Annotated in this window: 12 protein-coding genes and 2 pseudogenes; 9 read left to right on the top strand and 5 right to left on the bottom strand. The window is 59.0% G+C overall.

Going from position 1 to position 15,626, the window contains the following annotated elements; genetic code table 11:
• Window positions 1-81 precede the first annotated feature (81 nt).
• From QMX93_RS25385 to QMX93_RS25375, 3 genes and pseudogenes are all read right to left on the bottom strand, one after another.
• Window positions 82-539: pseudogene (locus QMX93_RS25385) on the bottom strand (transposase).
• 170 nt (window positions 540-709) lie between these two features.
• Window positions 710-1,360, bottom strand: a pseudogene (locus tag QMX93_RS25380) (HAD family hydrolase).
• Between the two features lie 29 nt (window positions 1,361-1,389).
• Window positions 1,390-1,935: a gamma carbonic anhydrase family protein gene (locus QMX93_RS25375; protein ID WP_053116398.1), complete on the bottom strand. Its 546-nt coding sequence runs from the start codon at window positions 1,933-1,935 to the stop codon at window positions 1,390-1,392.
• Between the two features lie 88 nt (window positions 1,936-2,023).
• Between QMX93_RS25375 and prlC the strand changes: the two genes are divergently transcribed.
• The 3 genes from prlC (at window position 2,024) to QMX93_RS25360 (ending at window position 6,526) form a co-directional block, all read left to right on the top strand.
• Window positions 2,024-4,075: an oligopeptidase A gene (gene prlC, locus QMX93_RS25370; RefSeq protein WP_282358358.1), complete on the top strand. Its 2,052-nt coding sequence runs from the start codon at window positions 2,024-2,026 to the stop codon at window positions 4,073-4,075.
• Window positions 4,072-4,365, top strand: coding sequence for a YheV family putative zinc ribbon protein (locus tag QMX93_RS25365; RefSeq protein WP_053116396.1), 294 nt, complete (start codon window positions 4,072-4,074; stop codon window positions 4,363-4,365). Before prlC ends, QMX93_RS25365 begins: the two co-directional genes overlap by 4 nt.
• Window positions 4,366-4,477: 112 nt before the next feature.
• On the top strand, window positions 4,478-6,526 hold the full coding sequence (locus QMX93_RS25360) for a M3 family metallopeptidase (protein WP_282358357.1): 2,049 nt from the start codon (window positions 4,478-4,480) through the stop codon (window positions 6,524-6,526).
• Here QMX93_RS25360 and QMX93_RS25355 read toward each other — a convergent pair.
• Complete coding sequence (locus QMX93_RS25355; RefSeq protein ID WP_282358356.1) at window positions 6,513-7,157, bottom strand: dual specificity protein phosphatase family protein; 645 nt, start codon at window positions 7,155-7,157, stop codon at window positions 6,513-6,515. The two genes, QMX93_RS25360 and QMX93_RS25355, sit on opposite strands and share 14 nt — an antisense overlap.
• A 309-nt stretch (window positions 7,158-7,466) precedes the next feature.
• Here QMX93_RS25355 and QMX93_RS25350 point away from each other — a divergent pair, with 309 nt between their 5' ends.
• From QMX93_RS25350 to QMX93_RS25340, 3 genes are read left to right on the top strand one after another with little or no spacing between them, the layout of a single operon-like run.
• On the top strand, window positions 7,467-8,213 hold the full coding sequence (locus QMX93_RS25350) for a gluconate 2-dehydrogenase subunit 3 family protein (protein ID WP_282358355.1): 747 nt from the start codon (window positions 7,467-7,469) through the stop codon (window positions 8,211-8,213).
• 2 nt (window positions 8,214-8,215) lie between these two features.
• The gene (locus QMX93_RS25345; RefSeq protein ID WP_282358354.1) at window positions 8,216-10,000 is read left to right on the top strand and encodes a GMC family oxidoreductase; all 1,785 of its coding nucleotides are present in this window, start codon (window positions 8,216-8,218) and stop codon (window positions 9,998-10,000) included.
• A 12-nt stretch (window positions 10,001-10,012) separates the two neighbouring features.
• Entirely contained in the window at window positions 10,013-11,293 is a 1,281-nt protein-coding gene (locus tag QMX93_RS25340; protein WP_282358353.1) for a cytochrome c, read from the top strand.
• A 73-nt stretch (window positions 11,294-11,366) separates the two neighbouring features.
• Here the strand turns inward: QMX93_RS25340 and QMX93_RS25335 are convergent, their stop codons facing one another.
• On the bottom strand, window positions 11,367-11,669 hold the full coding sequence (locus QMX93_RS25335; RefSeq protein WP_282358352.1) for a hypothetical protein: 303 nt from the start codon (window positions 11,667-11,669) through the stop codon (window positions 11,367-11,369).
• A 222-nt stretch (window positions 11,670-11,891) separates the two neighbouring features.
• Here QMX93_RS25335 and QMX93_RS25330 point away from each other — a divergent pair, with 222 nt between their 5' ends.
• The 3 genes from QMX93_RS25330 (at window position 11,892) to QMX93_RS25320 (ending at window position 15,534) form a co-directional block, all read left to right on the top strand.
• Complete coding sequence (locus tag QMX93_RS25330; RefSeq protein WP_282358351.1) at window positions 11,892-12,950, top strand: PA0069 family radical SAM protein; 1,059 nt, start codon at window positions 11,892-11,894, stop codon at window positions 12,948-12,950.
• A 238-nt stretch (window positions 12,951-13,188) separates the two neighbouring features.
• Window positions 13,189-13,917 (top strand): carbonic anhydrase, encoded by a 729-nt coding sequence (locus tag QMX93_RS25325; protein WP_053116387.1) that lies wholly within the window; start codon window positions 13,189-13,191, stop codon window positions 13,915-13,917.
• 90 nt (window positions 13,918-14,007) lie between these two features.
• Window positions 14,008-15,534: a SulP family inorganic anion transporter gene (locus QMX93_RS25320; RefSeq protein ID WP_282358350.1), complete on the top strand. Its 1,527-nt coding sequence runs from the start codon at window positions 14,008-14,010 to the stop codon at window positions 15,532-15,534.
• Window positions 15,535-15,626: the final 92 nt, after the last annotated feature.

The raw sequence follows: 15,626 nt of genomic DNA, 5'->3' as shown, positions 1-15,626 counted from the left end.
GGCAAGCCTTGCTCCTACAGATGAATCGCGGGTGCGCTTTTTGTAGGAGCAAGGCTTGCCCGCGAAGGGGCCTCTGAATGCTCACACCCAAATGGCATCCCAAAGCGAATAGTCGCCAATCTTCTTGACCAGTCCAGCACGCAGCGGGTTAGCAACGATGTATCGGGCAACCGCTTGAAGATCCTCCTCTCGCCTGATTGCTCTGTCATGAAAGCCTGACTGCCACAGGGTTCCCTCCATTTCAAGCAACCGATTCAAGCCAACCGTGGTGCGAGATTTTGTTCGCCCCATCAACGACGGTAGCGTCGAGTTTTGCAGCTCAATCAGCCAATGAATATGGTCAGGCATGACCACTCAGGCCAATGATTTCGCCAGTTGCTCTTGCTCTGCTTTCTGGAAAGCATTGACGGCCAGTCGGCCGGCCGCAAACGTAGAAAAAACCGGGCGACGGTTTCGGACTACTGCAGTCAGCAGTAAATCTGTCCTTCACCGGAATAGCGGCCGAGGCGCAGGCGGTGGGCGTGGCAAGGGCTTTTCATAAGCGATCCTCCTTGATCGTGAACTCTGCATTCACAGTAGATCGTTGGAGGAGGACTCGATGAAGAACAATTAATCGGGATGTTACTGAGGGCCTCTTCGCGGGCAAGCCTTGCTCCTACAGACCATGTCTCCTCTGTAGGAGCAAAGCTTGCTCGCGATAGCAATCTGATCAGCGCCGCAAAAACGCCTGATGTAACTCATCCAGCGTTTCAAAGTGATAAGCCGGCGCTTCAGCATTCAGCTCTTCAAAACTGCCAAACCCATAGCCCACTGCCGCCGCGTCCAGCCCATTGCTGCGTGCGCCAATCAGATCGTGCTTACGGTCGCCGATCATCAGCGTATTCGCCGGATCCAGCCCTTCTTCCTTCACCAGATGCGCAATCAGCTCAACCTTATTGGTGCGGGTGCCATCCAGTTCGCTGCCGTAGATCACTTTGAAGTGCCGGGCGAAATCAAAGTGTCAGGCGATCTCGCGGGCGAATATCCACGGCTTGGACGTCGCGATATACAGCTGCCGGCCTTGGCCACCGAGGGTTTCCAGCAACGGCGTAACGCCATCAAACACGCGGTTTTCATACAGACCGGTGACCTTGAAGCGCTCGCGATAGAAATTCACCGCCTCCCACGCTTTGGCTTCATCAAAATCGTAGAACTGCATGAATGCCTGCAACAGCGGAGGGCCGATGAAGTGTTCGAGCTTGGTCAGATCCGGCTCATCGATGCCAAGTTTGGCCAAGGCAAACTGAATGGAGCGGGTGATGCCTTCACGCGGGTCGGTGAGGGTGCCATCGAGGTCGAACAGTACGGTTTGGTAATGCATGGGAATTCCTGGGCAGTCGCCAATTCGATTCAGAGTGTGTCGTAGCCTTCGGCCAGATGCAGATCCTTGAGTTTCACGTAATTGGCCGCGCTGTAAGTGAAGAAGGCGCGTTCCTTGTCGCTCAGCGGGCGAACCTGTTTTACCGGGCTACCGACATAAAGGAAGCCGCTTTCCAGACGTTTGCCCGGCGGCACCAGGCTGCCGGCGCCGATGATCACGTCGTCTTCAACCACCGCGCCGTCCATGACGATGCTGCCCATGCCGATCAACACGCGGCTGCCGACGCTGCAGCCGTGCAGCATGACTTTGTGGGCGATGGTCACGTCGTCGCCGATCAGCAGCGGAAAGCCGTCAGGGTTGAACGGGCCGGCGTGGGTGATGTGCAACACGCAGCCGTCCTGCACGCTGGTGCGCGCACCGATGCGGATGCGGTGCATGTCGCCACGGATCACGGTCAGCGGCCAGACCGAGCTGTCTTCGCCAATTTCCACATCGCCGATCACCACCGCCGAGCGGTCGACAAACGCGCCTTTGCTCAGGCTGGGGGTGTGATTCTGGTACTTGCGAACGGACACGATAATTTCTCTCTCTGTCGCCGATAGCTGCGGTGAATGCCGATTGTAATTAAGATGGGGCAATGTTTCCCCAGCCAAGGTGCCAACCGTGAGCGTGAACAACCCTCTGCTGCAGTCCTACGACCTGCCACCGTTCTCCACGATCCGTGCCGAACACGTCCTGCCAGCCATTGAAACCATCCTGGCCGACAACCGCGCCGCCATCGCCGAAATCCTCAAGACTCAGGTTCAGAATCCAACCTGGGCCGGGCTTGTACTGGCGATGGACGAACTCAATGATCGCCTCGGCGCTGCCTGGAGTCCGGTCAGCCACCTTAACGCCGTGTGCAACAGCGCGGAATTGCGTGAAGCCTACGAGTCGTGCCTGCCGGCCTTGAGCGCCTACTCCACCGAGATGGGCCAGAACCGCGAGCTGTTCCAGGCGTTTGAAGCGCTGGCCAACAGCCCGGAAGCCGCCGGTTTCGACGTGGCGCAGAAGACTATTCTGGAACACGCTCTGCGTGACTTCCGTCTGTCGGGTATCGACCTGCCAGAAGCCGAACAGAAACGCTACGCCGAAGTGCAGAGCAAACTGTCCGAGCTGGGCAGCCGCTTCTCCAACCAACTGCTCGACGCCACTCAGGCGTGGACCAAGCACGTCAGCGACGAAGCCGCGCTCGCCGGCCTGACCGATTCGGCCAAGGCGCAAATGGCCGCCGCCGCTCACGCCAAAGGCCTCGACGGCTGGCTGATCACCCTGGAATTCCCGAGCTACTACGCGGTGATGACCTACGCGCAAGACCGTGCGCTGCGTGAAGAAGTCTACGCCGCCTACTGCACTCGCGCCTCGGATCAAGGCCCGAACGCCGGCCAGAACGATAATGGCCCGGTGATGGAAGAGATCCTCGATCTGCGTCAGGAACTGGCCAGGCTGCTGGGTTTCGCCAGCTTCTCCGAACTGAGCCTGGCCACGAAAATGGCTGAATCCAGCGATCAGGTACTGAGCTTCCTGCGCGATCTGGCCAAGCGCAGCAAACCGTTCGCCGCGCAGGATCTGCAACAGCTGCGCGCTTACGCCGCCGAACAGGGCTGCGCCGATCTGCAAAGCTGGGACAGCGGTTTCTATGGTGAAAAACTTCGCGAACAACGCTACAGCGTTGCTCAGGAAACCCTGCGCGCCTACTTTCCGATCGATAAAGTCCTGGGCGGTCTGTTCGCCATTGTTCAGCGCCTGTACGGCATCGAAATCGCCGAACAGAAAGGCTTCGACACCTGGCACCCGGACGTGCGCCTGTTCGAAATCAAGGAAAACGGCCAGCACGTCGGCCGCTTCTTCTTCGACCTCTATGCTCGCGCCAACAAGCGTGGCGGTGCATGGATGGACGGCGCCCGCGACCGTCGTCGCACCATCGACGGCGTACTGCAAAGCCCGGTGGCCAATCTGGTGTGCAACTTCACCCCGGCCGACAGCGGCAAGCCTGCGCTGCTGACCCACGATGAAGTGACCACGCTGTTCCACGAATTCGGCCATGGCCTGCATCACCTGCTGACCCGCGTTGATCACGCCGGTGTTTCCGGGATCAACGGTGTGGCGTGGGACGCGGTCGAGCTGCCAAGTCAGTTCATGGAAAACTGGTGCTGGGAGCCGGAAGGCCTCGCGCTGATTTCCGGTCACTACGAAAGCGGTGAGCCGCTGCCGCAGGATCTGCTGGAAAAAATGCTCGCGGCGAAAAACTTCCAGTCCGGCCTGATGATGGTGCGTCAGCTGGAATTCTCGCTGTTCGACTTCGAACTGCACGCCACCCACGGTGATGGCCGCAGCGTTGCGCAGGTACTCGAAGGTATCCGTGACGAGGTGTCGGTGATGCGTCCGCCGGCCTACAACCGCTTCCCGAACAGCTTCGCGCACATCTTCGCCGGCGGTTATGCAGCGGGCTACTACAGCTACAAGTGGGCTGAAGTATTGTCGGCCGATGCCTTCTCGAAATTCGAAGAAGACGGCGTGCTCAACGCAGAAACCGGTCGCGCCTTCCGCGAAGCGATTCTGGCGCGCGGCGGTTCGCAGGCACCGATGGTGCTGTTCGTCGACTTCCGTGGCCGTGAGCCGTCGATTGACGCACTGTTGCGCCACAGCGGCCTGAGTGAGGACGCGGCAGCATGAGTGAGGGGCCTGTGATTACCAAAAAACGCTTTATCGCCGGGGCGGTCTGCCCGGCGTGCAGCGAGCCGGACAAGTTGATGATGTGGAACGAAGACAGCGTGCCGCACCGAGAATGTGTGGCTTGCGGTTACTCCGACACGCTCAACGAGCAAGGGCTGTCGGTGCCGAAAGAACTGGGCACGCGGGTCAACACCAGCGCTATCAGCAAACCTGCGCCGGACAAAACCGTGCAAGCCGTACAGTTTTTCCCCAACCCGAAGCTGAAGAAAAAGCCTGACGAGCAACACTGACGTGTCACCCACCTTTCACCGTTTTGGCGGTGAAAGGTGGTAACTATGTACCGCCCTTCCCCCGCGCTTCCTGATTAGGCTGGCTCTTTCAGCCATCCTCAAGGAAGACGCCATGCCTGACTCCAATCCGCTATTACAACGCTGGACGCTGCCGCCGTGGTCGAGCGTGCGCGCTGAACATTTGGTGCCTGCGATCACAACGATTGTGGCCAACAACCAACTGATCATTGAACAAGTAATCGCCAGCCAGACCGAGCAGCCGAACTGGGACGATCTGATCCTCGCCGTCGATGACGCTGATGCCACATTGGCTGAAGCCATGGCGGTGATCGAATACCTGTCGATGGGCAAATCCGCCGATAGCGCGTGGGAAAAAGCCAGCGCGCAGTGCAGCCAGATCGCCGGGCAATACCGGACTGACACGTTGGCGAGCGTGCCGTTGTTCCGTACATTCCAACGCTTGGAAAACAGTGCGGTCGCAGTCCATTTCGATGCTTCACGCAAAGCGTCACTGGCCAAAATCCTGCGCAGGTTGCGCTTGTCCGGAGTTGAGTTACCGGCGGTGCAACAGGAGAAACTCGCCCGTTTGAATCGCGTCATCGGTCTGCTCGAACAGCTGTTCGCCAGTCAGATCGATCTCGCCAACGCTGCATGGACAAAACACATCACCGACGCCGCGCGGCTCGACGGTCTGAGCCCGCACAGCCAGGCGCAACTGGCACTCAAGGCCAGACAGGCCGGGCTCGACGGCTGGCTACTCACGCTGGATCAAAACACCTGCCACCAAATCATGACGTATGCGCGCGACCGCGCTTTGCGCGAGGAATATTTCATTGCCTGGACGACCCGCGCATCGGATCAAGGCCCGCAGGCGGATCAGTTCGATAACGAGCCGGTATTGAGTTTGCTGCTGACCCTGCGGCATGAGAAAGCCGAAATTCTCGGCTTCGATAACTACGCGCAACTGCGCCTCAACGATCGGATGGTCACCTCCACCGCGCAAGTCAGCGCCTTCCTGCAGCGACAAGTCGCGCAAGCCAAACCGCTGATGGAGCAAGAGTCGAAAACGCTGCAGGCGTTCGCCGATCAGCAGGGCTTTGGAACCATTCAGGCCTGGGATCAGGAATTCCTCGCCGAACGGTTACGGGTGCAGCAACTGGACGGCGCGCTGCAAGGCTTGCGGCAGTATTTCCCGCTGGACGCAACCGTGCAGCGGTTATGCCGGTTCAGCGAACATTTGTTCGGCATCACGATTCACGAGCAGCGCACGTTTGATCGCTGGCATGAGCATGTCCGCTTGTATGAAGTCAGCGAACATGGCCAAGTCATCGGGCATATCTACCTCGACCCTTACGCGGGCAAACACGCTGCGGACTATGCCTGGACGGGCACGGTGCGCAATCGGCGAATCGATGCCGAAGGTCGGGCGTCGACGCCGATCGCCGTGCTGTCCAGTAACTTCACCGCCCCCACGCCCGAACACCCGTGCCTGCTGTCGCATCAGGATTTGCGGGTGCTGTTCCATGAATTCGGGCATTGCCTGCAACACGTGCTGACGCGCTCACCGCATCACAATCTGTCGGGCATTTCCCAGTTCCCACGCGACACCGCGGAATTCGCCGGGCAGTTGTTTGAGCAATGGTGTTTGTCGCGAGAATTTATCTTATGGCTGGCGGCGCATCATCAAACCGCAGAGCGCCTGTCTGAAGCGCGCGTGAACACCGCGCTCACGGCTTTGAGCGCGCAATCCAGTCGAGCAACCGGGATGTTGCTGATGGGCGCTTTGTTCGATTTCGAGTTGCACCACCGCCACGGCGACGGCCGCAGCATTGCGCAGGTGTTCGATGGGGTGCAGCGCCAGTTTGCCGAACTGCAAATGCCGGACTACTGCCGGTTTGCCAACAGCTTCGACTATTTGGTCACCGGTTATGAAGCTTCGGTGTACGCCTATAAATGGTCGGGCGTGCTGGCGACCGAGGCGTTCAAACGCTTCGAGCACGACGGCGTGTTCAACCCGCAAACCGGCCGGGCGTTTCGCGAGGCATTTTTTTCCGGCGACTCGCCGACGTTGCTGAGTGCTCTGGAAAAATTTCTCGGGCGCCCCGTCAGCGCGGAGCTGTTTGAAACCGCGCCCGATCCAACCACTGTCACTTCAAATTGACCGACTGAAACCAGCTCTTCATCGAGCAAGTGGCGAACGCGCTGGTGCTGCAATCACCATTGGCCAGCGCGGTGCGCAGTTTGTCGGCATCGGCCTGCATCACGTAGCGCACGCTGTCGCGGAAATGCCCACTCTCGCCGAATCCGCCTTGGGTCATTTCGCTCAGCGCGTCTTCTTTGCTCCAGCCTTGCACAACCACACGGTACATCGCCGCCATCAATCCGGTGCGGTCGGAGCCGTGTTTGCAGTGCAGCAACACTGGGCCGTTGGCTTCGGCAGCTTGAATGGCGCGCAGGGTTTTCAGCACGTCAGCGTCGTCGACGTGGTTGGTGCGGTAAGGCAGTTGCACCTGATTGATGTCGGAGTCCGACAGCCAGTTCTGGTCGGATTCCGGCAAAAAGGTAATCACCGTGGCGACTTTGAGATTTTTCAGCAACGGCACCGCGCCACTATCGGGCAAGGCGCTGCGGTAGAGCGTCGGTGACATCTGAAACAGGTTGTATTGCACTTCAACCGGTTGCGCCCATTCAGTCGGGCGAACCGGGGTGGCGGCATCAGCCGGAGTCGGCATCCACTGCAACAGCGCTACAAGCGATAAACACAAAGCAGGAAACAAACGCACTCGGGACATGCTGAGCTGACCGTGTCGGAATTCTTCAGGAATAGGAGCCGTAGCTTCGATGTTGCGCGGTCAAAGCCCCGTGAGACGTTTGTCAAAGAAACGTGAATCCGCGTTGTTTCATCGATTTCATCCAAGAAATCCGGGCTTTTTTTCACTGAATCGGTTCATCCCGATGCTTAGCCTGCTACCATTTGTCACATGATGTTGCAGACGCTTTTCCTTCACCGGGTCTTCTCCCGGCCACGTCGCGACGAAAAATCCTCAAGCCGTTCGCAGAAACGGTTGACCACCATTGATGCCTGATGAGGTACACCTTCCATGTCTGATCAAGATCGAGACAACCCGCGGCGTGAGTTTTTGCGCAAATCCCTGACCCTGATTCCGGTCGTGACCCTCGCCGGCACCGGCCTGGGCAGCAGCGTCCTGCAAGCCGCGCCTGAAGCGGCGCCCGCTGCACCGGCCGCGCCAGCCAATCGCGCTGACGCCGAGGTGTATCAACCGAGCTATTTCACCGCCGAAGAATGGGCATTCATCAATGCCGCCGTCGCGCAGTTGATCCCCAACGATGCCCAAGGCCCGGGCGCGCTCGAAGCCGGTGTGCCGGAATACATCGATCGCCAAATGAACACGCCGTACGCCGCCGGTGCTCTTTGGTACATGCAAGGCCCGTTCAACGCCGACGCTGCGCCGGAAATGGGCTGGCAGAGCAAACTGGTGCCGAAAGAAATCTATCGCCTCGGCATCGCCGCCACGGATCAGTGGGCAAAATCCCTCAACGGTAAAGTATTTGCTGAGCAAGACAGCGCTACCCGAGAAGATTTGCTCAAGCAACTCGAAGCCGGCAAGCCGCAGTTCGATGCGGTTCCGGCGAAGATTTTCTTCAACCTGCTGCTGCAAAACACCAAGGAAGGCTTCTTCTGCGACCCGATCCACGGTGGCAATAAAGGCATGGTTGGCTGGACGATGATCGGTTTCCCCGGCGCCCGCGCCGATTTCATGGATTGGGTGGAACGCAACGAGCAATACCCCTTCCCGGCAGTGTCGATTCGCGGCGAGAGGGCGTAAGCATGGCAACGGTATTGAAGAAAGTAGACGCAGTCATCATCGGCTTCGGCTGGACTGGCGCGATCATGGCCAAGGAGCTGACCGAAGCGGGCCTCAACGTGCTGGCGCTGGAGCGCGGGCCGATGCAGGACACCTACCCCGACGGCAACTATCCACAGGTGATCGACGAACTCACCTACAGCGTGCGCAAAAAACTCTTTCAGGACATCTCCAAAGAGACCGTCACCATTCGCCACAGTGTTAACGACATCGCCCTGCCGAACCGCCAGTTGGGCGCGTTCCTGCCGGGCAACGGCGTCGGTGGCGCCGGCCTGCACTGGTCGGGCGTGCACTTCCGGGTCGATCCAATCGAGTTGCGCATGCGCAGCCACTACGAAGAGCGCTACGGCAAAAGCTTTATCCCCAAGGACATGACCATCCAGGACTTCGGCGTCAGCTACGAAGAGCTGGAGCCATTCTTCGATTACGCCGAAAAAGTCTTTGGCACCTCGGGTCAAGCGTGGACGGTGAAAGGCCAACTGGTCGGTCAGGGCAAGGGTGGCAACCCGTACGCGCCGGATCGCTCCAACCCGTTCCCGTTGGAAGCACAGAAGAATACGGTTTCCGCACAGCTGTTCGGCAAAGCGGCTACAGAAGTCGGTTACAAACCCTACAACCTGCCGTCCGCGAATACGTCGGGGCCGTACACCAACCCTTACGGCGCACAAATGGGCCCGTGCAACTTCTGCGGCTTTTGCAGCGGTTATGTTTGCTACATGTACTCCAAGGCGTCGCCGAACGTGAACATTTTGCCGGCGCTGAAGCCGCTGCCGAATTTCGAGTTGCGCGCCAACGCTCACGTGCTGCGGATCAACCTCGACAGCACCAAGAGCAAAGCCACCGGCGTCACTTACATCGACGCACAGGGTCGCGAAATGGAGCAACCGGCGGATCTGGTGATCCTCGGCGCGTTCCAGTTGCACAACGTACGTTTGATGCTGCTCTCCGGCATCGGCAAACCGTACGACCCGAAGACCGGTGAAGGCGTGATCGGGCGTAACTTCGCCTACCAGAACATGGCGACCATCAAGGCGTTCTTTGACAAGGACACCCACACCAACAACTTCATCGGCGCTGGCGGCAATGGCGTGGCGCTGGACGACTTCAACGCCGACAACTTCGACCACGGCCCGCACGGCTTCGTTGGCGGCTCGCCGATGTGGGTCAACCAGGCCGGCAGCCGACCGATCGCCGGCACCTCTAACCCGCCGGGCACGCCGGCCTGGGGCAGTGCGTGGAAACGCGCGACCGCCGATTACTACACCCACCAGGTGTCGATGGACGCCCACGGCGCGCATCAGTCCTACCGTGGCAACTACCTTGATCTCGACCCGGTGTACCGCGATGCCTACGGTTTACCGCTGCTGCGGATGACGTTCGACTGGCAGGAAAACGACATCAAGATGAACCGCTTCATGGTCGAAAAAATGGGCAAGGTCGCCGAAGCGATGGGCCCGAAAGCCATTGCGGTGATCGGCAAGCAAGTCGGCGATCACTTCAACACCGCCGCGTACCAGACCACCCACCTCAACGGTGGCGCGATCATGGGCACCGATCCGAAGAAGAGCGCGCTGAACCGCTACTTGCAGAGCTGGGACGTGCATAACGTCTTCGTTCCGGGCGCCTCGGCGTTCCCGCAAGGCCTGGGCTACAACCCGACCGGACTGGTTGCCGCACTGACCTACTGGTCGGCAAAAGCGATCCGCGAGCAGTACCTGAAAAACCCCGGCCCGCTGGTTCAGGCTTAAGGAGCGATGACCATGAAGAATTTCGTTATCGCGACCCTGGCGCTGCTCTGCAGTGCCTCAATCCATGCGACTGAGGTTGATCAAGCCTTGATCAAACAAGGCGAATACCTCGCCCGCGCCGGTGACTGCGTGGCTTGCCATACGGCCAAGGGCGGCAAGCCGTTCGCCGGTGGTCTGCCGATGGAAACGCCGATCGGCACGATTTACTCGACCAACATCACCCCGGATAAAACCGGCGTCGGTGAATACAGCTTCGAAGACTTCGATCAGGCCGTGCGCCATGGCGTCGCCAAAAACGGTAGTACGTTGTACCCGGCGATGCCGTATCCGTCCTACGCGCGTGTCAGCGAAACCGACATGCAGGCGCTGTACGCGTACTTTATGCACGGCGTCGAACCGGTCGCGCAGGAGAACAAGGCCAGCGACATTCCGTGGCCGTTGAGCATGCGTTGGCCCCTGATGGGCTGGCGCTGGATGTTTGCGCCGAAGGTCGAGGACTACAAAGCAACGAGTACCGACCCGGTGATCGACCGTGGCGCGTATCTGGTTGAAGGCCTCGGCCATTGCGGTGCCTGTCACACGCCACGGGCGCTGACCATGCAGGAAAAATCCTTGAGCGCAGCCGATGGCAGCAACTTCCTCGCCGGCAGTGCGCCGCTGGAAGGCTGGATCGCCAAGAGCCTGCGCGGCGATCACAAGGATGGCCTCGGCGGCTGGAGCGAAGAGCAACTGGTGCAATTCCTCAAAACCGGTCGCAGTGATCGCAGCGCGGTGTTCGGCGGCATGAGCGACGTGGTCACCCACAGCATGCAATACATGACCGACGCCGACCTGACCGCCATCGCTCGCTATCTCAAGTCGCTGCCGGCCAATGATCCTGCCGATCAGCCGCATCAGTACGAAGAGAAAGTCGCCAAAGCCTTGTGGAATGGCGACGACAGCCAGCGCGGTGCTTCGGTGTACATCGACAACTGCGCGGCCTGCCACCGCACTGACGGCCACGGTTACACGCGTGTGTTCCCGGCACTGGCGGGCAATCCGGTACTGCAATCGGAAGACCCGACTTCGCTGATTCACATCGTGCTCAAGGGCGGCACCCTGCCCGCGACGCACACCGCGCCTTCTACTTTCACCATGCCGGGTTTCGCCTGGCGTTTGTCGGATCAAGAAGTGGCAGACGTGGTGAGTTTTATTCGTGGGAGTTGGGGTAACAAGGGTTCGGCCGTGAATGCCGATGAAGTCGCCAAGTTGCGCAAAGGCGATTTGAGCCAGGCCACCATCGACACTCGTTGATGAGCCGACACTAAAAAACCCCTGCTTGAGCAATCAAGCAGGGGTTTTTTTATAAATATGAAAACTATCTTAGTTACGGATTGATGATACTTGCATAGGCTTTTGCGAGCGCCGCCAGTTTGGCTTTGTCTGCATCGCCAATCACACCGTCGCGATCCACATCTTGATTGAGACGGTCAATAGTAAAGGTCTTGCCGCCGTCTTTAGAGGTTGCGGTGACCATGATCGAATCAACCAGCAATTCGCTTTCGGTCGAAGTTTGCGCGTCCCACGCCAACTCCTTGCGCGCCAGTTGCATGGAAACCAGTGTATTAGGCTCCGAAGGGCCAGGTTGCATCAGTTGCAGAAAAACACCGCGAGCATTGAAAAACGACATAACTAAATCCTTTTATTTAATAAGTTTTGAACACGACCAAAGACTACAAATTCAAGACTCGAATAACCAGCCGATAGTTGTTTCGCTAGTTTGCACATAACAACTTACTTATTGTCGACAATAGCCGAAGCGCAGCATTTCTTGCCGGCCAGCCAAACGGTAGTGGCCAAAAACCGGCGAATGCGATTACTGTATGGATATACAGAACAAAGGATCCGACTGATGTCCATCGCCCTGCCCCCACGTGGCCGCGGAACCGCGACCAACCCGCACAACCGCTTCGCGCCGAGCCGTTCGGTAGCTGAGGACGACGGCTGGTATCAGGAAGTGCCCGAAACACAGAACACCGAGGTGATGATCGAAACCGCGAAAACCATCATCACCCGTAACACATCGCCCGACCTGCCCTTCGATCGCTCGATCAATCCCTACCGAGGCTGCGAACACGGCTGCATTTATTGCTACGCGCGACCCAGTCACGCCTATTGGGACATGTCGCCGGGGCTGGATTTCGAGACCAAGCTGATCGCCAAGACCAACGCCGCGCAAGTGCTGGAAGAACAGCTGAGCAAGCGCGGTTATCAATGTGCGCCGATCAATCTGGGCTCCAACACCGATCCGTATCAGCCGATCGAACGCGAGCACAAAATCACCCGGCAGACCCTCGAAGTGCTGCTGCGCTACCGGCATCCGGTGACCATCGTCACCAAGGGTTCGCTGATTCTTCGCGATCTCGATCTGCTGACTGAATTGGCGCAGCAGCGGCTGGTGGCGGTGATGATCAGCCTGACCACGCTGGACGATGAACTCAAACGCATCCTCGAGCCTCGCGCCGCTGCGCCGAAAGCGCGGTTGCGGGCGATTCGGGTGATGCGCGAAGCAGGGATTCCGGTCGGCGTGCTGTGTTCGCCGATGATTCCGATGATCAACGACAGCGAAATCGAAAACCTGCTCAATGAGGCGCACGCCGTTGGTGCGCAAAGCGCTGCCTACATGATGTTGCGCTTACCGCTGGAAGTGGCGCCGCTGTTCGAAGAATGGCTGGCCGCGCACTATCCGCAACGCGCTGCGCATGTGCTGAGCCTGATCCGCCAGAGCCGTGGCGGCGAGCTCTACGACAGCCGTTTCGGCGCCCGCATGCGTGGCGAAGGGCCGTTTGCCGACCTGCTCGCACAACGCTTTGCCAAAGCCATCAAACGGCTTGGCCTCAATCATCGCGAAGGCTATAACCTTGATTGCACCGCCTTCTGTCCGCCGGGTCGCCAGATGTCGTTGATTTAGCGACAATTGACGCTGGGTTGAGGGGTTGGAATCCTTCTGTCGAAATTACCCAGTCACATTTTTTGTGACCTGGAACACACGTTCTAGAGCGGTTGATTCAGTTTCAGTTAAGTTTCGGCGGCTACCTTGTTCATCGAGTGACTGACCGGTCTGGATGACCGCGATAGTTTTAAACAGCCACTGGCTTCATACCGGAATACCGGGGAAGATTCCCTGAATCCGTCAAAGAGGATGAATCATGAGTGATAAGGATAAACAGCCGCTGGCTGCGTCGGCGCCGTCCCCAGAAGCGGAATCCGCCGATGCAGCGCTGCGCCAGATCGTAGATGGCTTTTTGCATTTTCATCATGAGATTTTTCCGCAGCAGGAAGAACTCTTCAAGAAACTCGCCACGGCCCAGGCGCCGAAAGCGATGTTCATCACCTGCGCCGACTCGCGCATCGTCCCCGAGCTGATTACGCACAGTTCGCCCGGCGATCTGTTCGTGACCCGTAACGTCGGCAACGTGGTTCCGCCTTACGGCCAGATGAACGGCGGCGTTTCCACCGCGATCGAATACGCGGTACTGGCACTCGGCGTGCAGCACATCATCATCTGCGGCCACTCCGATTGCGGCGCCATGCGTGCGGTGCTCAACCCGGACAGCCTGGAAAAAATGCCGACGGTCAAAGCCTGGTTGCGTCACGCTGAAGTCGCAAAAACCATGGTGCATGAAAACTGTAACTGCGCCGACGAAAAAGAAAGCATGCCGATCCTCACCGAGGAAAACGTCATCGCCCAACTGCAGCACTTGCGTACCCATCCTTCGGTAGCCTCGCGCATGGCGAACGGTCATCTGTTCATCCATGGCTGGGTTTACGACATCGAAACCAGCGAAATCAAAGCTTACGACGCGGATCAGGGACGCTTCCTGCCGCTCGACGGCAGCCATCCGATTCCGGTGGCGACGCCCAAAGCGCGCTTCTAAATCTTCCAAAACATCTGTGTGGTTTGACGCCGGTCGCTGATTCAGCGGCCCGGCCTTGCCATGCCTGAAGAAAACGTCGGGAGAATCGCCATGCGTGCGGCTCAATTGAAAGCGGTGTTGCCACGGGAGCTGCTCGCTTCCGTGGTTGTGTTTCTGGTCGCTCTGCCGCTGTGCATGGGCATTGCGATTGCGTCAGGGTTGCCGCCGGCAAAGGGTTTGATCACCGGGATCATCGGTGGTTTGGTGGTCGGTTGGCTGGCGGGTTCGCCGTTGCAGGTCAGTGGGCCGGCGGCGGGTCTGGCGGTGTTGGTCTTTGAGCTGGTGCGCCAGCACGGCATCGAGATGCTCGGGCCGATTCTGTTGCTCGCCGGTTTTCTGCAACTGGTGGCCGGGCGCTTGAAGCTCGGTTGCTGGTTTCGGGTAACGGCGCCAGCGGTGGTCTACGGGATGCTGGCGGGGATTGGCGTGTTGATCGTGCTGTCGCAGGTGCATGTGATGCTCGATGCGTCACCGAAACCTTCCGGGCTGGATAACCTCGCCGCATTCCCGGCGGCGGTGGCGCAGGCCGTGCCGTCGTTCGGCTGGCAGGCCGGGTTGCTCGGGCTGTCGACGATTGCAGTGATGTGGTTGTGGGAAAAATTCCGCCCACATTCGCTGCGGTTTATTCCCGGCGCGCTGCTCGGCGTGGGTTTGGCGACGGGTGCCAGCCTGTTGCTGGCCTTGCAGGTGAAACGCGTTGAGGTGCCGGCGAATCTCGCGGAAGCCATCGACTGGTTGAAGCCGACAGATCTGCTCAGCCTGGCTGATCCGACGCTGTTGATCGCGGCGTTCGCCGTAGCCTTTATTGCCAGCGCCGAAACCCTGTTGTCCGCTGCTGCGGTGGATCGCATGCACAGTGGCGTGCGTTCGGATTTCGACCGTGAACTGTCGGCGCAAGGGGTCGGCAATATGCTCTGCGGTCTGGTTGGCGCACTACCGATGACCGGGGTGATCGTGCGCAGTTCGGCCAACGTCCAGGCCGGGGCGACCACGCGTTATTCGACGATTTTCCATGGATTGTGGCTGCTGGCGTTCGTGCTGTTGCTGTCGAGCGTGCTGCAAAGCATTCCGGTGGCGAGTCTGGCCGGTGTGCTGGTGTATACCGGTTTCAAACTGGTCGACCTGAAAGCCTTTCGCGGTTTGAGCCGTTATGGGCGGATGCCGATGTTCACCTATGCCGCGACGGCGCTGGCGATCATCTTCACCGACCTGCTGACCGGTGTGCTGCTGGGTTTCGGTCTGACGTTGTTGAAGCTGGCGTTCAAAGCCTCGCGGTTGAAGATCAGCCTGATCGATCTGCCGCAGGACGGAGAGATGGAATTGCGTCTGATCGGCGCGGCGACCTTCCTCAAAGTGCCGGCGCTGACTCAGGTGCTCAACAGTATTCCGGCAGGCGTGACGGTGCATGTGCCGCTCAATAATCTGAGCTACATCGACCATTCGTGTCTGGAGTTGCTGGAGGAATGGGGCCGGGCGAATGCGGCGAAGGGGTCAAAGCTGTTGATTGAGTCGCGCGGGTTGAAGCGCAGGCTTGAAGGGCGGATTCGCACCACCACCGGCATCGGTGCAGCCGGCTAAACCTCCCGGTCGAACTCAACCCCTGTAGGAGCTGCCGCAGGCTGCGATCTTTTGATCTTGATTGTAAAAAACAAGATCAAAAGATCGCAGCC

Source organism: Pseudomonas sp. PS01303, assembly GCF_029959385.1.
Taxonomy (GTDB): domain Bacteria; phylum Pseudomonadota; class Gammaproteobacteria; order Pseudomonadales; family Pseudomonadaceae; genus Aquipseudomonas; species Aquipseudomonas rustica.
This window is presented reverse-complemented; position numbering and strand designations above follow the sequence as displayed.